Origin of the sequence: Streptomyces sp. ISL-11 (genome assembly GCF_018614525.1) — a bacterium.
Lineage (GTDB): Bacteria > Actinomycetota > Actinomycetes > Streptomycetales > Streptomycetaceae > Streptomyces.
Map to the genome: position 1 here is coordinate 1 of NZ_JAGGOL010000149.1, position 22,323 is coordinate 22,323.

Genomic DNA, 22,323 nt, shown 5'->3' on the forward strand with positions numbered 1-22,323 from the left:
ACCACCGCCGCCGCGCGGGCGGCCGCCGCGGGCCCGTACGGCGAGGCGATGATCACCGGCTCGGCCGCGCTGGCCCTGCACCGCTTCACGTCCGTGCCCCCGCTGCTCTCCCTCGACCGCATCGACGTGCTCGTGCCGCGCACCCGCCGGCTGCGGACCACCGGGTTCGTCCGGCTCGTACGGGCGCACACCCCGCCGCGCGCCCGGATGCTGACGGGCGTGCCCGTCGCGCCGGTCCCGCGGGCCGTCGCCGACGCGGTCTCCCAGCTCGGTGACGCCACCACGGTGCGCCGGCTGCTCATCGAGGCCGTGCGCGAGGGGCACTGCGAAGCGGCCGCGATCGTGGGCGAGTTGACCCGGGCCCGGCTGATGGGCCGGCCCCATGTGATGGAGGCCGTCGACACCCTGCTCGCCGAGAGCCGGGCCGTCGCCGAGGGCCGGCTCTACGACCTGGTGCGCGACCACCGGCTGCCCGCACCGCTGTGGAACGTCGACCTCCGGCTGCCCGGCGGGACGTTCCTTGGCCGGGTGGACGCCTTCTGGCCCGAGCACAGCGTGGCGGTGGAGATCGACGCGCGGACGCCACGGCAGGAGGACGAGGTGCAGTGGTCCGCGCAGTACCGCAAGCGCGAGCACCTGGAGCGGCTCGGCGTCACGGTCGTGCACGTCACGCCGAGGAAGCTGGGCGAGTCGCCCGACCAGCAGGGCGCGGTGGTCCGTACCGCCCTGATGGCGTCGGCCGACCGCGACCCGGCGGCGTATCTGGTCGTCCTGCCCCGGTGAACCGCGCGTCAGCGCCTGGGGAGCAGCAGCTCGGTGTTGCGGTCTGCGGGCGCGCCGCTGAGCGAGGTGTCGGCGCCCGGGGCGTTGAAGGCCAGCTCGCGGTAGAGAGAGGCGAGGCCGGTCTGGGAAAGGTCGCGGAAGTCGGTGCGGTACGGGGCGGCGGACTCGATGAGGGTGGTGAAGAGCGAGACCGTCCCGTCGCGGTTGTCGGCGACCTCGATGACGCGGGCCAGCTGCGGGTAGTCGACGTGGGAGGCGGTGGCGATCTCCCAGAAGCTGCCGCGCGGCCGGATGCGGTTGCGGTGGCTGTGGCCGTTGATCCAGGCCAGGACGTTGTTGTGGCGCTGGAGCACGGAGATCAGCTCGTCGCCGTCGTGCCGGTCCTCGCCGGGGTGGGCCGGGTCGGCGGTCCGGTTGCTCATGCTCCAGCTGGGGTGGTGGCTGAAGACGAGCGCGTACTTGTCCTTGTACTGCTCCAGCGTCCGCTCCAGCCAGCGCAGTTGGGCGGTACCCAGGGAGCCCTGGTAGTGGCCGCCGGGGTCGGTCGTGTCGAGGCTGATGCCGATGACGCGGTCGGAGACCTGGAAGGTGTAGAAGAGGTCGCCCGAGGCGAGGTTGTCGCGGGTGTAGCCATGACCGAGGGGGCCGTGGCCCTTGTACCGCTGGTCGAGGTGGGCGGCGACGTACTGCTTGGCCGTCAGCGGGACGCGGCGCGGGTCGGGGGTGACCGTGCGCATCTCCTTGCGGCGCGCGTCCAGCAGCTCGCGGATGCGCTCGCCCTTGGGGTCGACGCCCTTGGCCTCGCCCTCCATCAGCCACTTGGCCTCGGCGGCGGAGATGGTCTGGAGCTTCTTGTTCCCGACGGCGGCGTCCTGGACGAAGCTGCCGGCGGCGGGGTAGCAGCCGCCGGAGAGCAGGTCGTGGTTGCCGAACGTCGAGTACCAGGGGATGTTCAGGCCGGGGCTGTTGACGCCGCGGATGGCCGCGGAGAGGTAGCCGTCGATGCGCGGGAAACCGGCCTGCTTGTCGTTGTCGCGCAGGGCGCTGTCGGGGTGCCAGTAGAGCGGCAGGCCGCTGTTCTGCACGCCCTCGTAGTGCCGCGGGTCGCCGGTGTTGGGCGTCAGCCGGCCGCCGCTGAGGGCGGTGAGGAACCACTCGACCTCGATCCTGGCGTTCTCGTCGCCGTTGTCGCCGGTGGTGATGGCGAAGCCCAGCGGGGCGCCGGTGGCGGGGCCCCGGCGCAGTTTGTTGACGCGCTCGACGAGGGAGATCACGCCCGGCAGGGTGAGGGCCTCGTGGGGCCGCCAGGCGCCCGGGGCGCCGGCGCGGAAGAACTCGTAGCGCAAGGGGTGCTGCACGTCCGTCAGGTGCAGGTCGGTGAACTGCACGAAGGAGGCGAGCGTGGTGCGCCGGTCCTCGCGGCCGTTCTTGGCGGAAGCCAGCTCCGAGCGGACGAGCCGGGGCCAGCCGGGGCCGTCGCCCAGGCGCCGGTAGCCGCCGTTGCCGCGGGGCGCGGCGACGGAGACCAGGGTGGTGCCCGCGCCCGTGGGGGCGGTGGCGGCCGCGGCGGCCTTGATGTCCTCCGGGCCGGCGGCGACCGCGGCGCGGTCCGCGCCCAGGGCCAGCCCGATGCCGGTGGCGGTGGTGACGGCGCCCGCTGCCGCGAGGAACGTACGGCGGTCGACGCCGGTGGCTGCGGATCTGTCGGATCTGCGGTACATAGCGGTCTCCCCGAGTGCGAACGCGAAGGGCGAGCTGGCTGCGGTGGTCGGTGCGATCCGTGCTGGCTGCGGTCTGTCACTGAGGATGGTTGGCAGTTCGGATGACCTGGGCGTGAACACGGCCGCAACGGCCGCCGCCGATCACCTCACATCGATCTTGGCGATTGCGAACGGACATACAGCACTCGTCCCCTCGCCGGCTGACGCTCATTCAGCGTTCACTCTCGGGGGGAACGACGAGCCGGTCCTGGGGCCGTTGCTGTAGTCCGTTTGGTGTACACCCTCTGAGCTGCGGGAATGCCCCTGACCGCTTCACGCCCTTCGGCATGCTTCCTCCCGAGTGGCGGATGGCGGGTTTACGCCATCCTTACTTTCCTTCTCCGACAACTCTCCCCAAACCCCCGTCACTTCCATAAAAGTGATCGGTCATCCGGCTCCGATTTCCGGACGCCCGCAGTACAGACCGCCCTTGACGTCAACTCAGCTAGGGATGTTCATGACCCCCGACGCCCCCAACGCGCCGCGCCCCGGCGCGAGACACGCGGCACGAATAGCCCTCGCGGCCGGTCTGGTGGCCGCCCTCACCGCCACGGCCGCCGTGCCCGCGTTCGCCGACCGGCCCACCCCGGTCCCGCCGGGCAACTCGGCCCCGGCCAAGCTCGGTTCGCAGGACCAGTCCCTGCTCGCCGGCGCCAAGGCCGACGGCGACAAGACCGTCACGATGATGATCGCCACCGAGCCCGGCCGGACCGCCCAGGTCGCCGAGAAGCTCGGCGCCATCAAGGGCGCCTCGGTCGGCCAGTCCTACGACAAGCTCGGCTACGTCCGGGCGACCGTGCCGACCGAGAAGGCCGACGCCGCGATCGCCGAGGCGAACAAGCTCGACTCGGTGCACGGCATCGACCTCAAGCAGGAGATCAAGCTCCCCGACCCGACCCCACGGGCCGACACCGCCCCGGGCGCCCGGGGCCGCGCGGCGGGCACCTACCCCGCTCCGGGCAAGGACACCCCGGCGAAGAACCCCTACCAGCCGGCCTTCGAGACCGGCGCCGTCGACTTCGTCGAGGACCACCCCGAGGCCGACGGCCGCGGCGTGACCATCGGCATCCTGGACTCCGGCGTCGACCTCGGGCACCCGGCGCTGCAGAAGACCACCACCGGCGAGCGCAAGATCGTCGACTGGGTCACCGCGACCGACCCGCTGGCCGACCAGGACGGCACCTGGCTGCCGATGACGGCCGACGCCTCCGGTCCCTCCTTCTCGTTCAACGGCCGCACCTACACCGCGCCGGCGGGCGGCTCGTACCAGGTCGCGCTCTTCCGCGAGGACGCCACCACCGGTGGGGACATGAAGGGCGACCTCAACCGCGACGGTGACACCACCGACACGTGGGCGGTCCTCTACGACAAGGCCAAGGGCAGCGTCCGCGTCGACCTCGACGACGACGCGAACTTCGGCAACGACGAGGAGCTCAAGCCCTACAAGGACGGGTTCCAGGTCGGGTACTTCGGCAAGGACAACCCCGACACCGCGATCGCCGAGCGCATCCCCTTCGTCGTGCAGATCCGCAAGGACGTGCCGATGACGCCCAAGGGCGGCGACTGGGTCGGCAAGAAGGCCGACTTCGTCAACATCGGCGTCATCGAGTCCGAGCACGGCACACACGTCGCGGGCATCACCGCCGCCAACGGTCTCTTCGGCGGCAGGATGAACGGCGCCGCCCCGGGCGCGAAGATCGTCTCCTCGCGGGCCTGCACCTGGACCGGCGGCTGCACCAACGTCGCCCTGACCGAGGGCATGTTCGACCTCGTGGTCAACCGCGGCGTCGACATCGTCAACATGTCGATCGGCGGCCTGCCGGCCCTCAACGACGGCAACAACGCCCGCGCCGAGCTCTACACCCGCCTCATCGACACCTACGGCGTGCAGCTCGTGATCTCCGCGGGCAACAGCGGTCCGGGCGCCAACACCATCGGCGACCCCGGCCTGGCCGACAAGGTCATCAGCGTCGGCGCCGCGATCTCCAAGGACACCTGGGCCGCGAACTACGGCTCCGAGGTCAGGACGAAGTACGCGATGATGCCCTTCTCCTCCCGCGGCCCGCGCGAGGACGGCGGCTTCACCCCGACGATCAGCGCGCCCGGCGCGTCGATCAACGCCGTCCCGACCTGGGAGCCGGGCGCGCCCGTCGCCGAGGCCGGCTACGCGCTGCCGCCCGGTTACGGGATGCTCCAGGGCACCTCGATGGCCTCCCCGCAGGCCGCGGGCGCCTCGGCGCTGCTGATCTCCGCCGCGAAGCAGAAGAAGACGAAGCTCACCCCGGCCGACCTGCGGACGGCGCTGACCAGCACCGCCAAGCAGATCAAGGGTGCGCAGGCGTACGAGCAGGGCGCCGGCCTGATCAACGTCGAGGACGCCTGGGACGCGCTGCGCGACCACGCGACCGCGCACGACTACACGGTCAAGGCGCCGGTCTCCACCGTGCTCGCCGGCCGGCTGAAGACCCCGGGCTTCGGCACCGGCGTCTACGACCGCGAGGGCGGCCTCAAGGCCGGCGAGACGCGGACGTACGACGTCACCGTCACCCGCACCTCCGGCCCCGACAAGGCCGTGTGGCACGAGCTGAAGTGGCGGAACAACGACGGCACGTTCAAGATCGTCGGTGACGACGAGGTGAAGCTGCCGCTGAACAAGCCGGTGACCGTCCAGGTCAAGGCCAAGGCGAAGACGAACGGCCTGCACAGCGCGATCCTCACCGTGGACGACGACCGCACCGAGGGCGTCGACAAGCAGATCCTGACGACCGTCGTCGTCGCGCAGCCGCTGACCGCGCCGTCGTACGAGCTCAAGACGTCCGGCAAGGCCACGCGCAACGCCACCACGTCGTACTTCGTGACCGTGCCCAAGGGTGCGAAGTCGCTGGACGTCGCGCTCGGCGGCCTGACGGCGGGCAGCCAGACCCGCTTCATCGCCATCAGCCCGTACGGCGTCCCGGCCGACCCGACGTCCACGATCAACTGCTACCCGAACTACCCGAACCCGGGCAACACCTGCCGCCCCGACCAGCGCGGCTACACCAACCCGGTGCCGGGCGTCTGGGAGATCGAGGTCGAGTCGCGCCGCACGTCGCCGCTGCTGGAGAACCCGTACGCCTTGACGATCAAGGCCAACGGCCTGACCGGCTGACGCCCGCGCGAGCGGACGGGGCGGGCCCACGGTATGGGGGTCCGCCCCGTTCGGGTGATGGTAAGGGCGGAGCCTGTGCGGAGCCGAAGCTGATGGCTATCGTGCTGGCATGAGTGTATTCACAGTGCGCATACCGGATGAGCTCGACGCCGAGGTACGCAAGGCCGCAGCCGACTCGGGGCTTTCCCTCAACGCGTACATGGTGCGCACTCTGCACCGCCAGATGATCAAAGAAGCGGCCGAGGCCCAGACGGCCATGGGAGGCGTCCTCCTCGTCGACACCGGCGACGCGGACCCGGCGGGAGACATCCCTTGAAGCGTGGCACGATCTGGGAGCTGCCCCTCACTGACGTGACGCGCACCGTGATGGTGTTATCCATCGACGAGGCCAACGACAGCTACAGGGCAGCAGTCTGCATGATCCTCCACCCGGCGGGCGCCTATCCCGACACCCTCTTGTCCGTCCCGATCGCCGATCCCGTGGCGGCTGTAGCCGTGCCGGTCAATCTCACTCAGTACGCGGCGCACCGATTCGACCAGGGCAAGCTGCTGGGCGAGGTGTCCCTCGACACCATGGAGCGCGTCGAGCGCACGGTCCGTTCCGTCCTGGGCCTGTGAGAGGTCTCGCCGATCCGGCCCGGGGCAATCCGCTGTTCCCTATGCCCCCGCTGACGGAAGCAGCGCTACGTGTGGCCGTCACCTCGCTTGGCTCGACCGCCGCCGACCGCTTCGAGCGGGAAATTCGAGCGGCCCGGCAAGAGGCGGAGAAGGCCGACAACGCTGTTCCCGTGCATACGTTCCTGCACCGCTGGGGCGTGTACGTGGCACTGCATCGCCACCCCGACCGCGCCGCGAGACTCTCAGCGCTGGAGAAGGCGGTCGGCGAGGCCGTCTCCCGCGCGGAGGCCCGCGCCGGATCCGCGGGGACCGCCGCCCTTCTGGACGAGGCCGCGCGCGAGGTCACCGGGTGCACGCAGGAGGCCACCTGCCCGGAGGGCGTCCCGTCCCGCGGACAATGGATTGGACTTTTGGGGCGGGTAGCACCACATGATGGAACTGTTCAGCCGGGGTGAGCCGTCCCTGGCAGTGACAGTTGTGGTGTACATGAGTAGGGAGTCCCCGTGAGGATCGGAATCGTCGGAGCCACCGGTCAGGTCGGCGGAGTCATGCGCAAAATCCTCGCCGAGCGGGCGTTCCCGGTCACCGAGCTGCGCCTGTTCGCCTCGGCGCGCTCCGCCGGGTCCACGCTGCCCTGGCAGGGCACGGAGATCACCATCGAGGACGCCTCCACCGCCGATTACACCGGTCTGGAAATCGTGATCTTCTCCGCCGGCGGCGCGACCTCCAAGGCGCTGGCCGAGAAGGTCGCCGCCCAGGGCGCCGTCGTGATCGACAACTCCTCCGCCTGGCGCCGCGACCCCGACGTGCCGCTGGTCGTCTCCGAGGTCAACCCGCACGCGATCGCCGACCGCCCCAAGGGCATCATCGCCAACCCGAACTGCACGACGATGGCCGCCATGCCGGTCCTCAAGCCGCTGCACGAGGAGGCGGGGCTCACCGCGCTGATCGCCACCACCTACCAGGCCGTGTCCGGGTCCGGGCTCGCCGGTGTGGCGGAGCTGGACGGGCAGGTCCGCAAGGTCGCCGACCGGGCGTCCGAGCTCGCCCACGACGGCGAGGCCGTCGACTTCCCGGAGCCGGGCGTCTACGTCCGCCCCATCGCCTTCAACGTGCTGCCCCTGGCCGGCTCGATCGTCGACGACGGCAGCTTCGAGACGGACGAGGAGCAGAAGCTCCGCAACGAGTCCCGCAAGATCCTGGAGATCCCGGAGCTCAAGGTCTCCGGCACCTGCGTCCGGGTCCCGGTCTTCTCCGGCCACTCCCTCCAGGTCAACGCCCGCTTCGAGCGTCCGATCACCGTCGAGCGGGCCTACGAGCTGCTGAAGGACGCCCCCGGCGTCGAGCTCTCCGAGGTCCCCACGCCCCTCCAGGCCGCCGGCAAGGACGCCTCCTACGTGGGGCGCGTCCGCGTCGACGAGACCGTCGAGCACGGCCTCTCCCTCTTCCTCTCCAGCGACAACCTCCGCAAGGGCGCGGCCCTGAACGCCGTCCAGATCGCGGAGCTGGTCGCGGCCGAGCTGCGCGGCTGACACCCACCGCGTCACATACGACGGGCCGGGCACCCGAGCGGGTGCCCGGCCCGTCGTGCGTCGCGCGGGACCGTTCAGCGGCCCGCGTCCGCCCGGCGCACCTCGAAGAGGAAGCAGCCGTACTCGACCGCCCTGACGTGCACCAGGGCCACCCCGGGATCGGCGAACGCTTCCGCCAGGGCCCGGTCGAGGGCGTCGTCCGCCGCCTCCGGAAGTTCCAGGAGGCGGCCCCCCACGATGCGGCCCTCCGCGTCGTAGCGGCGCAGCGCCCGCAGCGCGCCCGGCCGCGCGAAGGGGTGCCCGGACGGCCCGGCCGCCGGGCCGCCGCACTCCTCGGCGTGGATGAAGACGGGGCCCTGCTCGTCGTACGCCCCGGGCCGGGCCCCCGTGCGCGCCGCCCAGCGCCGCAGCGGCGCGTACGAGACGAGGGCGATCCGCTCCCCCTCCCGGCTCGCCCGCAGGCAGCAGCGGAGCGGCGAGTCGCCCTCCGGGTCGGCATAGGGCTCGGTGGTCTGCTCGGCGTCGTCGCGGAACCGCAGCTGCCCGAGCGCGTCGGGGGCGATGGGCCGGGCCGCGTACCGCGGTGTCGTGGTCGTCATGCCGTCCAGCCTCCGCCGCGGCGAGGTTTTCCACCGGCGGAATCCGGTCTCCGCGTTCGCCGTGGAAGGATGGTCGGAAAGGTCACGATGATGTCAAGGAGATGCCCAGGTGCCTGGAACGAACCTGACCCGCGAAGAGGCGCAGCGGCGCGCTCGCCTGCTCACCGTCGACTCGTACGAGATCGATCTCGACCTCTCCGGCGCTCAGGGGGGCGGCACGTTCCGCTCCGAGACCGTGGTGCGGTTCGAGGTCACCGAGGCCGGTGCCGAGTCGTTCATCGACCTGGTGGCGCCGGCCGTGCGCGAGATCGTGCTCAACGGCACCGCGCTCGATCCGGCCGAGGTGTTCGAGGACAGCCGGATCGCGCTGTCGGGTCTGCTGCCCGGACGCAACGAGCTGCGGGTCGTCGCCGACTGCGCGTACACCAATACGGGTGAAGGGCTGCACCGCTTCGTCGACCCGGTCGACCAGCAGGCCTATCTGTACACGCAGTTCGAGGTGCCGGACGCGCGGCGCGTCTTCGCGTCCTTCGAGCAGCCGGACCTGAAGGCCACGTTCCAGTTCACGGTGAAGGCGCCCGAGGGCTGGACCGTCATCTCCAACTCGCCGACGCCCGAGCGCCCGGCCGACAACGTCTGGCGCTTCGAGCCGACGCCGCGGATCTCGACGTACATCACCGCGCTGATCGTCGGCCCGTACCACAGCGTGCACAGCGCGTACGAGAAGGACGGGCGCAGCATCCCGCTGGGCATCTACTGCCGTCCGTCGCTGGCCGAGTTCCTGGACGCGGACGCGATCTTCGAGGTGACGCGGCAGGGCTTCGACTGGTTCGAGGAGAAGTTCGCCTACGCGTACCCGTTCGCCAAGTACGACCAGCTCTTCGTGCCCGAGTTCAACGCGGGCGCGATGGAGAACGCGGGCGCGGTCACCATCCGCGACCAGTACGTCTTCCGCTCGAAGGTGACGGACGCGGCGTACGAGACGCGCGCCGAGACCATCCTCCACGAGCTGGCCCACATGTGGTTCGGCGACCTGGTCACCATGGAGTGGTGGAACGACCTGTGGCTGAACGAGTCGTTCGCCACCTACACCTCCATCGCCTGCCAGGCGGCGGCCCCGGGCTCGAAGTGGCCGCACTCCTGGACCACGTTCGCCAACTCCATGAAGACGTGGGCCTACCGGCAGGACCAGCTGCCCTCCACCCACCCGATCATGGCCGAGATCCGCGACCTGGACGACGTGCTCGTCAACTTCGACGGGATCACCTACGCCAAGGGCGCCTCGGTCCTCAAGCAGCTCGTCGCCTATGTGGGCGAGGAGGCGTTCTTCAAGGGCGTCCAGACCTATTTCAAGGCGCACGCCTTCGGCAACACCCGCCTGTCCGACCTGCTGGGCGCGCTGGAGGACACCTCCGGGCGTGACCTGAAGACCTGGTCGAAGGCGTGGCTGGAGACGGCCGGCATCAACGTCCTGCGCCCTGAGATCGCGACCGGCGACGACGGCACGATCACGTCCTTCGCGGTCCGCCAGGAGGCCCCGGCACTGTCCGCCGGCGCCAAGGGCGAGCCGACGCTGCGCCCGCACCGCATCGCGATCGGCCTGTACGACCTCGACGGCGGCAAGCTGGTCCGCACGGACCGCATCGAGCTGGACGTCGACGGCGAGCTGACGCCGGTGGAGGCGCTGGTGGGCCGGACGCGCCCGGCCGTCGTGCTCCTCAACGACGACGACCTGTCGTACGCCAAGGTCCGCCTCGACGAGGAGTCCCTGCGGGTCGTCACCGCGCACCTGGGCGACTTCACCGCCTCCCTGCCGCGCGCGCTGTGCTGGGCCTCGGCGTGGGACATGACCCGGGACGGCGAGCTGGCCACCCGTGACTACCTCTCCCTGGTCCTCTCCGGGATCGCCAAGGAGTCCGACATCGGCGTGGTGCAGTCGCTCCAGCGCCAGGTGAAGGTCGCCCTGGACGTGTACGCGGCTCCGGAGTGGCGGGAGACGGGCCTGGCGAAGTGGACCGAGGCGGCCCTGGAGCGGCTGCGCGCGGCCGAGCCGGGCAGCGACCACCAGCTGGCGTGGGCGCGCGCCTTCGCCGCCACGGCCCGTACGGACGAGCAGCTCGACCTGCTGTCGGCGCTGCTGGAGGGCACCGAGTCGGTCGGGGGCCTGGCCGTCGACACCGAGCTGCGCTGGTCGCTGCTGCACCGCCTCGCCGCCACCGGGCGCGTGGACGAGAAGGCGATCGCGGCCGAGCTGGAGCGCGACAACACCTCGGCGGGCGAGCGGTACGCCGCCTCGGCGCGCGCCGCGCGGCCGACGGCCGAGGCGAAGGCCGAGGCGTGGAAGACGGTCGTCGAGACCGGCAAGCTCCCCAACGCGGTGCAGGAAGCGGTCATCGGCGGCTTCGTCCAGACCGACCAGCGCGAGCTGCTCGCCCCGTACGCCGAGAAGTACTTCGCGGTGGTCAAGGGCATCTGGGAGTCCCGCAGCCACGAGCTGGCCCAGCAGATCGCGACGGGCTTCTACCCGGCGCTGCTGGTCTCGCAGGCCACCCTCGACGCGACGGACGCCTGGCTGGCCTCCGCCGAGCCGAACGCGGCCCTGCGCCGCCTGGTGACGGAGTCCCGCGCGGGCGTCGAGCGCGCGCTGAAGGCCCAGGCGGCGGACGCCGCCGCGGCCTGACCCTGGTGACGGAGGCGCCCCCGGACCGTGTGGTGGTCCGGGGGCGTCTCCGTACTCGGATGCGGCGGCAGCTCAGATGCGGCGGCAGCTGACGATCTGGTGTGCGTCACCGTCTACCAGCGCCCGCCACCGGGCGGAGCCCTCGCGCGGCGGGCCGGGGCGTCAGCCCTGCGTGGCGGCGCGGGCGCGGCGGCGGGCCAGCAGTGCCTCGCGCCGCTCGTCGAACTTCGTCGCCTGGTCGTCGAGGCCGCCCATGTACAGCCCGAGCTCCTCCTGGGCGCGCAGTCCGTCCGGGCCGAGGCCGGTGATCTCCAGGACCTTGAGGAAGCGCAGGACGGGCTGGAGCACGTCGTCGTGGTGGATGCGCAGGTTGTAGATCCCGCCGATGGCCATCTGCGCGGCGGCCCGCTCGAAGCCGGGGATGCCGTGGCCGGGCATGCGGAAGTCGACGACGACGTCGCGCACGGCGCTCATGGTCTGGTCCGGGGCGAGCTCGAACGCCTTCCCCAGCAGGTTGCGGTAGAAGACCATGTGCAGGTTCTCGTCGGTGGCGATCCGGGCGAGCATGCGGTCGCAGACCGGGTCGCCGGAGTGGTGGCCGGTGTTCCGGTGCGAGATGCGGGTGGCCAGCTCCTGGAAGGCCACGTAGGCCACCGAGTGCAGCATGCTGTGCCGGTTGTCGGACTCGAAGCCCTCCGACATGTGCTGCATGCGGAACCGCTCCAGCGCGACCGGGTCGACGGCCCGCGAGGTCAGCAGGTAGTCCCGCATCACGATGCCGTGGCGGCCCTCCTCGGCCGTCCAGCGGTGCACCCAGGTGCCCCACGCGCCGTCGCGGCCGAAGAGCGAGGCGATCTCGTGGTGGTAGCTGGGGAGGTTGTCCTCGGTCAGCAGGTTGACGATCAGGGCGGTACGCCCGATGTCCGTGACCTTGGACTGCTCCGGCGCCCATGCCTCGCCGCCCATGACGCCGTCGAAGTTACGTCCGTCACTCCACGGCACGTACTCGTGCGGCATCCACTCCTTGGCGACCTTCAGGTGCCGGTTGAGCTCGGCCTCGACGACTTCTTCCAGCGCGTACAGCAGGCGGCTGTCGCTCCACACGGCCCGGGCATGGTGGCGGAGGGGGGCGATGGTCACAGACAGCTCCTGGCAGGGGACGACGATCTTACTTACGGATCCGTAGGTTACGACACCGTAGGTTAAGCGGGCGGTAAGAGGCAAGAGCTTCTGGAATTTAAACCTCCATTTCTTGACGGGGGCATTTCAGATGGACGGCGCCCGGCGGGAGGCCGCCGGGCGTGAGGCGGGTCGCCGGTCAGCCGCCGCAGGCGCAGCCCGCGGTGGCCTCGGCCTCGACGGCGGGCCGTCCGTCGGTGACGGCCGGCGCGCTGGCGCAGCAGGCGTCGCCGCCGCCCTGGACGGGTGCGTTGCCCAGGGTGTCGGCGTCGGCCTTGACGACGTAGACCTCCCAGGGCTCTCGGCCGGGCCCGTGGACCCAGACCTTGTCCTGGAGCGCGTAGCAGCAGGAGGTGTCGTTCTCCTCGAAGGTGGCCAGGCCCGCCTCCTTGAGACGGCCGGTGGCGGCGGCGACCTGGTCGGCGGTCTCCACCTCGACGCCGAGGTGGTCCAGGCGGGTGCTCTGGCCGGGCTCGCCTTCGATGAGGACGAGCTTGAGCGGGGGTTCGGCGATGGCGAAGTTCGCGTAGCCGGGCCGGCGCTTGGCGGGTTCGACGCCGAAGAGCTTGGAGTAGAAGGCCACCGATCCTTCGAGGTCGGCGACGTTGAGTGCGAGCTGGACGCGTGACATGACGGTCTCCCTGATCGGCCTGTATCGATCGCTTTCAATGCAAGGTTGCGCCTTGGATCGAAGAATGTCAACATAGAGGCATGTCGAATCAGGAATTCGTGGTACTCGGGCAGGACGGCCCCGCCGGATGCTGTCCCGGGCTGCTGACCGCGCCGCTGGCCGAGGATCAGGCGGTGGAGCTGGCGAAGGTCTTCAAGGCCCTGGGCGATCCGGTCCGGCTCCGGCTGCTGTCGATGATCGCGTCCCGGGCGGGCGGCGAGGTGTGCGTCTGTGACCTGACCCCGGCCTTCGATCTCTCGCAGCCGACGATCTCCCACCACCTCAAGCTCCTGCGCGAGGCCGGGCTGATCGCGTCCGAGCGACGGGGGACGTGGGTGTACTACCGGCTGCTGCCGGAGACGACCGACAAGCTCGCCGGGATCCTCACCCGCCCCGCCGGGCAGCCGCTGCCCGAGCCCGCCGAGGTTCCCGCGTGACCCGCCAGGCCACCGCCCCGGTGGCGGCCCGGCTGTCCTTCCTCGACCGGTACCTCGCCGTATGGATCCTGCTGGCGATGGGCGCCGGCCTGGGCCTGGGCCGTCTCGTTCCCGGGCTGGGGGACGCGCTGGCGAAGGTGACCGTCACCGGCGTCTCGCTGCCGATCGCCCTCGGTCTGCTGGTGATGATGTACCCGGTGCTGGCCAAGGTCCGCTACGACCGGCTCGACACCGTCACCCGCGACCGCCGTCTGCTCGTGCCGTCCCTCGTGCTGAACTGGGTCCTCGGGCCGGCGATCATGTTCGCCCTGGCCTGGATCTTCCTGCCGGACCTGCCGGAGTACCGCACGGGCCTGATCATCGTCGGGCTGGCCCGCTGCATCGCCATGGTCATCATCTGGAACGACTTGGCGTGCGGCGACCGCGAGGCCGCCGCCGTCCTGGTGGCCCTGAACTCGGTCTTCCAGGTGATCGCGTTCTCCGCGCTCGGCTGGTTCTACCTCTCCGTCCTGCCCGGCTGGCTCGGCCTGGAGACCACCGGACTGGACGTGTCCGTATGGGAGATCGCCCGCTCCGTCCTGATCTTCCTCGGCATCCCGCTCGCGGCCGGGTTCCTCACCCGTCGCCTGGGCGAGAAGGCCAAGGGCCGTACGTGGTACGAGTCGAAGCTGATCCCCCGCATCGGCCCGTTCGCCCTGTACGGGCTGCTGTTCACGATCGTCGTGCTGTTCGCGCTCCAGGGTGACGCGATCACGTCCAAGCCGCTGGACGTCGTGCGGATCGCACTGCCGCTGCTGGTCTACTTCGCGGTGATGTGGGCCGGATCGATGGCCCTCGGCCGCGCGGTCGGGCTCGGATACGCGCGGGCGACGACACTGGCGTTCACGGCGGCGGGCAACAACTTCGAACTCGCCATCGCGGTCGCCATCGCGACCTTCGGCGCCTCCTCCGGACAGGCCCTCGCGGGAGTCGTGGGCCCCCTCATCGAGGTCCCCGTCCTCATCGGCCTGGTCTACGTCGCCCTGGCCGCGCGCCGCCACTTCCCCCACCCCACCGTCGGCCGGCCGGCCGCCGCCGCCCCGGAAGGTTCCGCCCGTGTCTGAGATCCAGCCTTCGGTCCTGTTCGTCTGCGTCCACAACGCCGGACGCTCCCAGATGGCCGCCGCCTTCCTCACGCACCTCGGCGGCGACCGCGTCGAGGTCCGCTCGGCCGGCTCCGCTCCCGCCGACACGGTCAACTCCGCCGTGGTCCAGGCAATGAACGAGGTCGGCATCGACCTCTCCGCCCAGACGCCGAAGCTGCTGACCACCGAGGCCGTCCAGGCATCGGACGTCGTCATCACGATGGGCTGCGGCGACGCCTGCCCCGTCTTCCCCGGCAAGCGGTACCTCGACTGGAAGCTGGAGGACCCGGCCGGCCAGGGCGTCGAAGCGGTGCGGCCGATCCGCGACGAGATCGAAGAGCGCGTGCGCGGTTTGCTCTCCGACCTGGGTGTCGAGGGCGGCGGCGCGTGACCGCGGCCGTCGACCGCATCGCGGTGGCCCTGATCGACGAGGCGGAGCTGCCGCCCCTCGCCCAGCGGCGCTTCACGATCGGATACTGAGGCATCCGTGTGACCCAGGGGCCCCGGCCGCACGGAGGCGGAGACCCTGGGTCGGTCGGACTTATTTGTGCACGACGCTGGTGAACGGCGCGAGCAGGCCGAACATCGGATTCAGCGCCCCTGTGGTCTGGCTCAGCCGGCTGAGCTGACTGAGCTGACTGAGCTGAGCGAGCTGACCGACCGCGCCGGCACCGGCCGGAGGACCTTCCGCGTGGGCGGGAAGAGCGGTCAGCGCGAGGCCGCCGAGGGCTAGCGCGGCGGATGCGAGCAGGGTGCGTGTGGGGGTCATGCCTCGATCAACGACGCTCCCCGCGTGGAGACACCTTTGTCCGCACCACCGCTGCGCGGCGGTGTCCTCAAGCGCCGGACGGGCTGAAGACGGCTGAGCCCGGCCGAATCAAGCCCGTTGGGGGCACCCCCAGCGGTAGCTGGGGGAGTTTGAGGACGCGCCCGCAGGGCGCCCGCCGCCGCAGGCGGCAAAGACAGCCCGCGGCCGAAGATCCGCCGGACACGGCCTAGCAGCGGAACGCGCCCGCCTTCACCCCGGCGATGAGGGCGGCGAAGCGTCGCCGGTTCGCTCCGGCGATGAGGCCGGGATCATCGCTTTCGCGGATCAGGATGGCGTCGGCCAGCTCCGCAACTTCGATGCACTGCTCTCCCTCCTTCCCGGAGAAGGAGGACTTCTGCCACTCGATGGCAGGGCCGCTGCTCTGGGGCACGCCTAGCAATGGAATGCACCCGCTTTCAGCCCGGTGATGAGGGCGGCGAAGGTTCGCCGGTTCGCTCTGGCGATCAGGGTCGGTTCGTCGCTCTCACGTATGTGGACCGTGTCGGCATACGCCGCGATCTCGACGCATTGCTCGCCGCCGGCGCTGGAGAAGGAGGATTTCTGCCATTCCAATTCGAGGCCCGTCATCGGTATCTCACAGCTCTCGCGCGACGTGGTGAATGAAATTCCGTGACTCCCCTGGGCCCAACGAGGCGTGCTCCGCCAGGTCGAGAAGTTCGCCGTATTGCGCGAGCTGCGCGGTGGCATCCAGATACCGCCCACCGAACGGTGTGTCGATCTGCACTGTGTCCAGTTGCGGCACGACACCACCTGCATAGAGGACGGTTTGCGTGAGCTCGATTTCGTCGTTGACAAAGGGGATCACTCGCACCGTCACGTGCGGCCGCTCCGACACCTCCAGGAGGTGTTCGAGCTGCTCCAGCGCCACTTTTCGACCGCCCACGCGCACACGCAGGGCAGCTTCGTGCACCAACGCCTGGAACGGCGGAGGGTTGTCACGCTCGAAGATGGCGCGCCGCTTCAAACGGTGCTCCACGCGGGCTTCGTATTCCTCGGCGGACAGCTTCGGGATGACGGTCCCGAACAACGCGCGGGCGTAACTCTCGGTCTGAAACACACCAGGGAAAGTGACCGGCTGCAAAGCCCGCAAGTGCAGCGCATGGTGCTCCAGCTCCGCGATGTCGAGGAACCTCTGCGCGAGAACACCCCGGTACGCTTCCCACCAACCCTTTCCGCGGTGCTCCCGCGCGATCACGCAAAGCGCCTCGATCAACGCCTCGTCGCGGCAGCCATAGAACGCCGCCAGTCGCCGGATACGGTCCTCGCTGATGCCGATGCGCCCGGCCTCGATGTGGCTGATCTTGGCCTGATCGGTGGAGATCAGACCGGCGGCCTCACGGGCCGTCCTCCCCGCACACTCGCGCAGCTTTCGTAGCTCTGCGCCCAAGCGCACCTGTCGGGCGCTCGGGTTGTCCCTCGGCGGCATGTCACCTTCCCCAACTCGCGGACAGTGTTCCGCCCAACCGTCCCACGGGTCCACCCGTCGGGGTCAACTCTAAGCAACAAGCTTGCCACGGCGCATATTTGGACCCTACGGTCATCACCACACCGCGTCGCACCGTCGGGAAGACCCGAAGTGCAGCCGCGCGCCTGCCTGTTGGCAGAACGCGCAGCCCGAGCCACGGACGGCAGCGCAAGACGCGGAGGTCACAGACCCGCGTTGGGAGACAACATCATGCGTACCGCGACGCTCGACAGTCCCCTCACCACCACCTCCTCCTCCGAACCCGCCGTCACCTACCGACTCGCCGCACCCGCGACCCCCACAACCCCCCGCGTCGCCCGGGACTTCGTCACCTCCGCGCTCATCGCCAGTGAGCAGCGGCCTCTGATCGAGGACGCCCGCCTCTGCGTGTCCGACATCGTGACGAACGTCGTCCTGCACGCGCGCGTGGCCACCCTCACCGTCGAGGTGACCGCGCACGACGACGGCCGCGTCGTGGTGACCGTGCGGGACGACGATCCCCGCAGGCTGTTGTGGCGGCGTCGGCCCCGCGCCGACGAGGAGGGCGGCCGGGGGCTGCTGCTCGTACACCGCCTCTCGCACGGCTGCGGGGTGACGTGGGTGTGGGACGGGCTCCGGCTGACCGGAAAAGAGGTCTGGTTCGAGCTGCGGGACAACGGCCCGCATGCCAGGGATCAGTAGAGGATCGACGGAAGGTAGGCCCCCGTCGGCTCGTTGTAGAGGCCGATGGTCATCAGGCTCATGAGTTCCGTGACCTTCAGGCCGTTGCGCAGGCACCACTGGAGGAGGGCGCTGTCGCCGGCGGGGACGAGGATGCCGGGGCCGCCGAAGGCGGGGGCCGCGGCGATCAGGGCCCGGACGTCCTCCGTGGTCTCACCGACCGCGTGGGCGAAGAACGCCAGGTCCGTCGCGTAGCCGGTGATGCGGCCGTCGTGCTCGGCGACGCGGGCCGTGCCCGCCTCGATCGCGTCGGCGAGCTCTCCGCCCCGGTCGACGCCGTGGACCTTCCGGCAGACGGCGTCGCAGGCCGCACGGTCCGCGGCCGTCGCGGGCCGGACCTCGTAGCCGGGGACGGTGGTGCCGATCGGTGGGCCCTGGAGGCAGGCGACGGTCTCGCGGAACTCGAAGCCGAGACCGGCGTAGAGCGCGAACGAACGGCAGTGGTAGCCGCTTTGCAGCAGCCGGATGCCGGGCGCACGCCGCTCGGCCGCCCGCCGCATGACGTCCTCCATCAGGCGCCGTCCGATGCCACCGTTCTGGACGGCCGGGTCGACCGTGATCGGCCCGACGCCGGCGACGGGCGACCGCTCGTCGAGGAGATTGCTGCCGACGATCCGGCCGTCGAGCTCGGCGACGACGCTGTAGAAGCCGGGGTGGTTCAGCGTCCTGCCGAACAGCTCCGTGGCCATGTCCGGGGTGGGGACGGTCGTGGGGAAGCCGTGGTCGCGGGCGATGCCGGCGAAGGCGTCGAAGCAGATCCTGCCGCATTCCGCGGCGTCCTCCGGCCGTCCGGGGCGCAGTACGGCATCCACGAGCGCGTCTCCTTCCTACCGAAGGTTCCTACCGAAGGTCACTCCTCCATCAAACGCGCGGAGGGAGGCAGGGGCAAGCGGGTCGGTCAGGGGGCTGCTGCGGCAGGTGGGGCCGCGCCACCGCCGGAATGGACGCCAGGTGATCACGGTTGTAGCCGGTCATGAACGACACGGCCGACCGCGGACCCAGGCGAACAGACCACCACGACAGGCCCACCGAGCGGAAGTTCCTCTTCCTGCTCGGCAGTGCCCGCTCCGGCGGCAACACCGAGACGCTCGCCCGCGAGGCCGCCGCCCAGCTCCCCTCCGCCGTGGAGCAGCGATGGCTGCGGCTGAGCGACTTTCCGCTGCCCGCCTTCGACGACCTGCGGCACAGCACGGACAGCCACCCGGGCAACCCCACCCGCCCTCTCCCCACCGGCAACGAGCGAATCCTGCTGGACGCCACGCTCGGGGCCACCGACCTCGTGATCGCCTCGCCGCTCTACTGGTACAGCGTGTCGGCCGATACCAAGCTCTACTTCGACTACTGGGGAGGGTGGCTGCAGCTGCGCGAAGAGCTGCGGTTCAGGGCCCGGATGCGCGGCAAGACCATGTGGGCGCTCACCACGACCAGCCACCAGGACTCCGCCAAGGCCGACCCGCTGCTCGGCACGCTCCGCCTCTCCGCGGAGTACATGGGCATGAAGTGGGGCGGCGACCTGGTCGGTTACGGCAACCGTCCGGGCGACATCCACGCGGATACCACCGCCCTCGCCGCCGCGAAGAGCCTTTTCGCCATCGGCGTGTGACGTCCTCTGCCGAGCGGACCGACCGCGCGAACACAGCCGCCCGGCCACCCTTCAAGGGCGGCCGGGCGGGAAGTCGAGAAGCGGCGAGCGGCGTCAGCGCGTGCGCGGGTGGTGGGTGTTGTGCGTGTGCGTGGCGGGGTTGTCCGAGTGCCTGGCGGCGACCATGGTGAGGCCCGCGATGACCAGGAAGAGGACGATCGGCGCGGCGACGTAGAGGCCGAGCGTGTTGATCACGCTCAGGCCCGGACCCGGGTCGTCGCCGTCGTCGCGGGTGAGCGCGAACGCGGGGGACGACATCAGCAGCATCAGCATCGTGCCGGTGGCGATGGCACCGGCACGCACGGCGTTCTTGTTGACCTTATTGCTCACGGGCTCAACGTATCGGACGGCCGCCCGCCCCGCGCGTCCGGGGTGGCTATCGGCGGTCCCGGAACACCTCCATCAGGGCGTACAGCCGGGGTGACCTCGTCAGTTCCTCCAGGGACACCGGCCGGCCCGTCGCGTCGGCGACCGGCAGGCGCCAGTTCGGATACTGGTCCCAGGTGCCCGGCAGGTTCTGCGGACGCCGGTCGCCGACCGTGTCCGGCAGCCAGACGCCGACCATGCGGGCCGGGGTGCGCAGGAGGTAGCGGTGGACGGCCCGTACGGCGGCCTCCTCGTCGTACGGACCCTCCGGCAGCAGGTCCAGCCGGCCGAGGAGGGCCAGCCACTCGGCGATCTCGCGGGCGTCCTCGCGCTGCTCCTCGGCGAGCGGGCGGGTGAGCAGGCCCAGGCGGTGGCGCAGCTCGACGTGGTCGCCGGTGAGGCGGGCGGCGGTGCTGGGCAGGTCGTGGGTGGTGGCGGTGGCCAGGCACGCGGTGCGCCAGCGGGCCGGCTCCAGCGGTTCGGCGGGCTCCTGGCCGTAGTCGCGCTCGAACCACAGGACGGAGGTGCCGAGGACGCCCCGGTCGGCGAGCGCCTCGCGGACGCCGGGCTCGACCGTGCCGAGGTCCTCGCCGATGACGGCCGCGCCGGCCCGGTGGGCCTCCAGGGCGAGGACGCCGAGCATCGCGTCGGGGTCGTAGCGGACGTAGGTGCCCTGGGTGGGGTCCATGCCCTGGGGCACCCACCACAGGCGGAAGAGGCCCATCACGTGGTCGATGCGCAGCGCGCCCGCGTGCCGCAGCAGGGAGCGCAGCAGGTCGCGGTACGGGCCGTAGCCGGTGGCCTCCAGGGCGTCGGGGCGCCAGGGCGGCAGGCCCCATTCCTGGCCGCGGGAGTTGAAGGCGTCGGGGGGCGCGCCGACGGACATGCCGGCGGCGAAGGCGTCCTGCTGGGCCCAGGCGTCGGAACCGGAGGGGTGGACGCCGACGGCCAGGTCGTGGACGAGCCCGACGCGCATGCCCGCCTCGCGCGCCGCCCGCTGGGCGGCGGCCAGCTGCTGGTCGGTGAGCCAGGCGAGCCAGCAGTGGAAGTCGACGCGGTCCAGGAGCTCGCCGCGGGCGCGGGAGGTGCGGGCCGAGCGGGGGTCCTTCAGGCCGCCGGGCCAGGCCCGCCAGTCGGGGCCGTGCGTCTCGGCGAGCGCGCACCAGGTGGAGTGGTCGTCGAGCGCCTGGCCCTGTTCGGCGAGGAAGGCGTCGTAGGCGGCCTGGCGGCCGGGTGAGCGCGGCACGTTCCGCACGAGGTCGAGGGCACGGCGCTTGAGGGCCCAGACGGCGTCCCGGTCGATGAGTCCGCCCTTGGCCAGGACGGCGTCGCGCAGGGTGGCGGCCCTGCCGAGGAGCTGGTCGGCGCGGTCCCGGTCGGCGCCGGTGAGGTAGGCGAACTCGGTGATCTCCTCGACCCGCAGGTGGACGGGGTCCGGGAAGCGCCGGGAGGAGGGCCGGTAGGGCGAGGGGTCGGTGGGGTGGCCGCCGGCGGCCGGTACGGCGGCGTGCAGCGGGTTGACCTGGAGGAAGTCGCAGCCGAAGGCGCGGCCGGACCAGGCGGCGAGTTCGGCGAGGTCGCCGAGGTCGCCCATGCCCCAGGAGCGGGCGGACAGCAGGGAGTACAGCTGGACGAGGAAGCCGTGGGCGCGGTCGGGCGGTGACGGCAGCCGGCCGGGGGCGACGATCAGGGTCGCGGTGGCCGTCCGGCCGCCGGGGGCCTGGGCGCGCAGCAGGTGGCGGCCCGGCGGCAGCGGGGACGGGGCGCCGCCGGACGGGTGCCAGGGCAGGGCGTGGCCGTCCTCCGTGTCGACGCGCAGCGCCGTGCCGTCGGGGAGTCCGGGAAGGACGGGCGCGGGCGTGGTGCCGTCCGGCGCGGACCGCAGGACCACGGTCGCGGGCAGCAGCCGGCTGTCTTCCGTCCGGTCGTGGGTCTCCAGGGCGTCGCGGACGGAGCGCGGGGTGGACGCGTCGACGCCGAGGGCGGCGAGGACCGCGACGACGGTGTCCTCGGGCACCGGGACGCTGTGACCGGGGGCGGTCTCGTAGGACGTGGCGACTCCGTGCAGGGCGGCCAGCCGCGCTCGGTCCACTCAGACCTCCGCGCTCTCCGTGCCGGATGCCGTGGCGACGGCCGGTTCGCTGGTGAGGGGGGCCGCGGTGGTGAGCGGGGGCTCGCTGGTCAGGGGCGTGGCGTCGGCGAGGGGCGGTTCGCTGGTGAGAGGGGGTTCGGCCGGGCCGGGGAGCCCGTCGAGATCCGGCACCTCCATGGAGGGCGGGGCATCGGCGAAGGACGGGAGACCGGCGATGCCCGTGAGGCCGGAGAGGAGGAGTTGAGCGGACGCGGCCACGGGGGCCTCCTGGGATGACGGCAATGGGTCACGTCTGCCCTACCCACTCGTGGCGGCCCCAGACGTGCGGATTCCGGGAAGCGGATTTTGCGGGAGAAGTCCAGGTGACACCCCTTCCTCGGCCCTTTCTGCACCCTTCGAACCTGTGTCCCCTACCGACGCGCCGGGCAATACACGCACTTCGGTCACGTCCGTTGACACGTCCATCACCTGGTGATGGGCTCGTCCCCCGATCGGCTCACCATCGGCGCGCGACACCTAGGGGCGAGGAGACGGCCGTGCAGTTCCGGGGCAGCGAATCCTCCTTCGTCCACCCCCGCCGCGCCGGCATCACCGTGCTCGCCGCCGCGCTCCTCGGCGGGCTGCTCGGCGGCACGACCGACGCGCTCGCCGCGCCCCGGCCGGACGGCACGTCGGCGGC

23 protein-coding genes and 1 pseudogene are annotated in these 22,323 nt (G+C 71.3%); 12 read left to right on the forward strand and 12 right to left on the reverse strand.

Annotated features, from left to right (window positions below):
- Nucleotides 1-783, forward strand: a 783-nt coding sequence (locus J7E86_RS25595) for a hypothetical protein (protein WP_215084657.1), incomplete at its 5' end; no start/stop codon positions are given.
- 8 nt (nucleotides 784-791) lie between these two features.
- On the opposite strand, the gene J7E86_RS25600 is transcribed toward J7E86_RS25595, so the two are convergent.
- Nucleotides 792-2,504 carry a TIGR03767 family metallophosphoesterase gene (locus J7E86_RS25600; RefSeq protein WP_215084659.1) on the reverse strand — a complete coding sequence of 571 codons (1,713 nt, stop codon included), beginning with the start codon at nucleotides 2,502-2,504 and terminating at the stop codon, nucleotides 792-794.
- Between the two features lie 496 nt (nucleotides 2,505-3,000).
- Between J7E86_RS25600 and J7E86_RS25605 the strand changes: the two are divergent.
- From J7E86_RS25605 to J7E86_RS25625, 5 genes and pseudogenes are all read left to right on the forward strand, one after another.
- Nucleotides 3,001-5,679 (forward strand): annotated as a pseudogene (locus J7E86_RS25605) (S8 family serine peptidase); the annotation flags it as partial.
- A 121-nt stretch (nucleotides 5,680-5,800) separates the two neighbouring features.
- Entirely contained in the window at nucleotides 5,801-6,007 is a 207-nt protein-coding gene (locus tag J7E86_RS25610; protein ID WP_215084661.1) for a toxin-antitoxin system HicB family antitoxin, read from the forward strand.
- Complete coding sequence (locus tag J7E86_RS25615; protein WP_215084663.1) at nucleotides 6,004-6,309, forward strand: hypothetical protein; 306 nt, start codon at nucleotides 6,004-6,006, stop codon at nucleotides 6,307-6,309. The genes J7E86_RS25610 and J7E86_RS25615 overlap by 4 nt, the downstream gene beginning before the upstream one ends.
- 71 nt (nucleotides 6,310-6,380) lie before the next feature.
- Entirely contained in the window at nucleotides 6,381-6,764 is a 384-nt protein-coding gene (locus J7E86_RS25620) for a hypothetical protein (RefSeq protein ID WP_215084665.1), read from the forward strand.
- Between the two features lie 48 nt (nucleotides 6,765-6,812).
- Entirely contained in the window at nucleotides 6,813-7,841 is a 1,029-nt protein-coding gene (locus J7E86_RS25625) for an aspartate-semialdehyde dehydrogenase (protein ID WP_215084674.1), read from the forward strand.
- 74 nt (nucleotides 7,842-7,915) lie between these two features.
- Here J7E86_RS25625 and J7E86_RS25630 read toward each other — a convergent pair whose 3' ends face one another.
- Entirely contained in the window at nucleotides 7,916-8,440 is a 525-nt protein-coding gene (locus J7E86_RS25630; RefSeq protein WP_215084676.1) for a DUF1203 domain-containing protein, read from the reverse strand.
- A 109-nt stretch (nucleotides 8,441-8,549) separates the two neighbouring features.
- Between J7E86_RS25630 and pepN the strand changes: the two genes are divergently transcribed.
- Nucleotides 8,550-11,120, forward strand: a complete 2,571-nt coding sequence (pepN, locus tag J7E86_RS25635) for an aminopeptidase N (RefSeq protein ID WP_215084678.1) — start codon at nucleotides 8,550-8,552, stop codon at nucleotides 11,118-11,120.
- A 162-nt stretch (nucleotides 11,121-11,282) separates the two neighbouring features.
- Here pepN and J7E86_RS25640 read toward each other — a convergent pair whose 3' ends face one another.
- The gene (locus J7E86_RS25640) at nucleotides 11,283-12,260 is read right to left on the reverse strand and encodes an acyl-ACP desaturase (RefSeq protein WP_215084680.1); all 978 of its coding nucleotides are present in this window, start codon (nucleotides 12,258-12,260) and stop codon (nucleotides 11,283-11,285) included.
- Between the two features lie 178 nt (nucleotides 12,261-12,438).
- On the reverse strand, nucleotides 12,439-12,930 hold the full coding sequence (locus tag J7E86_RS25645; protein WP_215084682.1) for an ArsI/CadI family heavy metal resistance metalloenzyme: 492 nt from the start codon (nucleotides 12,928-12,930) through the stop codon (nucleotides 12,439-12,441).
- 80 nt (nucleotides 12,931-13,010) lie between these two features.
- On the opposite strand from J7E86_RS25645, the gene J7E86_RS25650 reads away from it, so the two are divergent.
- From J7E86_RS25650 to J7E86_RS25660, 3 genes are read left to right on the forward strand one after another with little or no spacing between them, the layout of a single operon-like run.
- On the forward strand, nucleotides 13,011-13,406 hold the full coding sequence (locus J7E86_RS25650; protein ID WP_215084684.1) for a helix-turn-helix transcriptional regulator: 396 nt from the start codon (nucleotides 13,011-13,013) through the stop codon (nucleotides 13,404-13,406).
- Nucleotides 13,403-14,509: an ACR3 family arsenite efflux transporter gene (gene arsB, locus J7E86_RS25655; RefSeq protein WP_215084686.1), complete on the forward strand. Its 1,107-nt coding sequence runs from the start codon at nucleotides 13,403-13,405 to the stop codon at nucleotides 14,507-14,509. Before J7E86_RS25650 ends, arsB begins: the two co-directional genes overlap by 4 nt.
- On the forward strand, nucleotides 14,502-14,921 hold the full coding sequence (locus tag J7E86_RS25660; RefSeq protein WP_215084688.1) for an arsenate reductase ArsC: 420 nt from the start codon (nucleotides 14,502-14,504) through the stop codon (nucleotides 14,919-14,921). Before arsB ends, J7E86_RS25660 begins: the two co-directional genes overlap by 8 nt.
- A gap of 150 nt (nucleotides 14,922-15,071) precedes the next feature.
- On the opposite strand, the gene J7E86_RS25665 is transcribed toward J7E86_RS25660, so the two are convergent.
- The 4 genes from J7E86_RS25665 to J7E86_RS25680 all read right to left on the reverse strand — a co-directional run bounded on the left by J7E86_RS25665 (nucleotide 15,072) and on the right by J7E86_RS25680 (nucleotide 16,785).
- The gene (locus tag J7E86_RS25665) at nucleotides 15,072-15,299 is read right to left on the reverse strand and encodes a hypothetical protein (RefSeq protein ID WP_215084690.1); all 228 of its coding nucleotides are present in this window, start codon (nucleotides 15,297-15,299) and stop codon (nucleotides 15,072-15,074) included.
- Between the two features lie 226 nt (nucleotides 15,300-15,525).
- The gene (locus J7E86_RS25670; RefSeq protein ID WP_215084692.1) at nucleotides 15,526-15,729 is read right to left on the reverse strand and encodes a DUF397 domain-containing protein; all 204 of its coding nucleotides are present in this window, start codon (nucleotides 15,727-15,729) and stop codon (nucleotides 15,526-15,528) included.
- Nucleotides 15,730-15,731: 2 nt separating this feature from the next.
- Entirely contained in the window at nucleotides 15,732-15,926 is a 195-nt protein-coding gene (locus J7E86_RS25675; RefSeq protein WP_215084694.1) for a DUF397 domain-containing protein, read from the reverse strand.
- 7 nt (nucleotides 15,927-15,933) lie between these two features.
- Nucleotides 15,934-16,785 carry a helix-turn-helix transcriptional regulator gene (locus tag J7E86_RS25680; protein WP_215084696.1) on the reverse strand — a complete coding sequence of 284 codons (852 nt, stop codon included), beginning with the start codon at nucleotides 16,783-16,785 and terminating at the stop codon, nucleotides 15,934-15,936.
- Nucleotides 16,786-17,034: 249 nt separating this feature from the next.
- Between J7E86_RS25680 and J7E86_RS25685 the strand changes: the two genes are divergently transcribed.
- Nucleotides 17,035-17,505 (forward strand): ATP-binding protein, encoded by a 471-nt coding sequence (locus J7E86_RS25685; RefSeq protein ID WP_215084697.1) that lies wholly within the window; start codon nucleotides 17,035-17,037, stop codon nucleotides 17,503-17,505.
- Here the strand turns inward: J7E86_RS25685 and J7E86_RS25690 are convergent.
- Nucleotides 17,499-18,356 carry a GNAT family N-acetyltransferase gene (locus tag J7E86_RS25690; protein ID WP_215084699.1) on the reverse strand — a complete coding sequence of 286 codons (858 nt, stop codon included), beginning with the start codon at nucleotides 18,354-18,356 and terminating at the stop codon, nucleotides 17,499-17,501. The two genes, J7E86_RS25685 and J7E86_RS25690, sit on opposite strands and share 7 nt — an antisense overlap.
- A 161-nt stretch (nucleotides 18,357-18,517) precedes the next feature.
- Here J7E86_RS25690 and J7E86_RS25695 point away from each other — a divergent pair, with 161 nt between their 5' ends.
- Nucleotides 18,518-19,147, forward strand: coding sequence for a flavodoxin family protein (locus J7E86_RS25695; RefSeq protein ID WP_215084701.1), 630 nt, complete (start codon nucleotides 18,518-18,520; stop codon nucleotides 19,145-19,147).
- A 93-nt stretch (nucleotides 19,148-19,240) separates the two neighbouring features.
- Here the strand turns inward: J7E86_RS25695 and J7E86_RS25700 are convergent, their stop codons facing one another.
- From J7E86_RS25700 to J7E86_RS25710, 3 genes are read right to left on the reverse strand one after another with little or no spacing between them, the layout of a single operon-like run.
- The gene (locus J7E86_RS25700) at nucleotides 19,241-19,516 is read right to left on the reverse strand and encodes a hypothetical protein (RefSeq protein ID WP_215084703.1); all 276 of its coding nucleotides are present in this window, start codon (nucleotides 19,514-19,516) and stop codon (nucleotides 19,241-19,243) included.
- Between the two features lie 46 nt (nucleotides 19,517-19,562).
- On the reverse strand, nucleotides 19,563-21,644 hold the full coding sequence (gene malQ / locus J7E86_RS25705) for a 4-alpha-glucanotransferase (RefSeq protein WP_215084705.1): 2,082 nt from the start codon (nucleotides 21,642-21,644) through the stop codon (nucleotides 19,563-19,565).
- The gene (locus J7E86_RS25710) at nucleotides 21,645-21,902 is read right to left on the reverse strand and encodes a hypothetical protein (protein WP_215084707.1); all 258 of its coding nucleotides are present in this window, start codon (nucleotides 21,900-21,902) and stop codon (nucleotides 21,645-21,647) included.
- Between the last annotated feature and the right edge of the window lie 421 nt (nucleotides 21,903-22,323).

Coding starts and splice junctions, on each gene's coding strand:
- J7E86_RS25600 (WP_215084659.1), bottom strand. CDS start 2,504: ATGTACCGCAGATCCGACAGATCCGCAGCCACCGGCGTCGACCGCCGT.
- J7E86_RS25610 (WP_215084661.1), top strand. CDS start 5,801: ATGAGTGTATTCACAGTGCGCATACCGGATGAGCTCGACGCCGAGGTA.
- J7E86_RS25630 (WP_215084676.1), bottom strand. CDS start 8,440: ATGACGACCACGACACCGCGGTACGCGGCCCGGCCCATCGCCCCCGAC.
- J7E86_RS25645 (WP_215084682.1), bottom strand. CDS start 12,930: ATGTCACGCGTCCAGCTCGCACTCAACGTCGCCGACCTCGAAGGATCG.
- J7E86_RS25650 (WP_215084684.1), top strand. CDS start 13,011: ATGTCGAATCAGGAATTCGTGGTACTCGGGCAGGACGGCCCCGCCGGA.
- J7E86_RS25665 (WP_215084690.1), bottom strand. CDS start 15,299: ATGACCCCCACACGCACCCTGCTCGCATCCGCCGCGCTAGCCCTCGGC.
- J7E86_RS25675 (WP_215084694.1), bottom strand. CDS start 15,926: ATGACGGGCCTCGAATTGGAATGGCAGAAATCCTCCTTCTCCAGCGCC.
- J7E86_RS25680 (WP_215084696.1), bottom strand. CDS start 16,785: ATGCCGCCGAGGGACAACCCGAGCGCCCGACAGGTGCGCTTGGGCGCA.
- J7E86_RS25685 (WP_215084697.1), top strand. CDS start 17,035: ATGCGTACCGCGACGCTCGACAGTCCCCTCACCACCACCTCCTCCTCC.
- J7E86_RS25695 (WP_215084701.1), top strand. CDS start 18,518: ATGAACGACACGGCCGACCGCGGACCCAGGCGAACAGACCACCACGAC.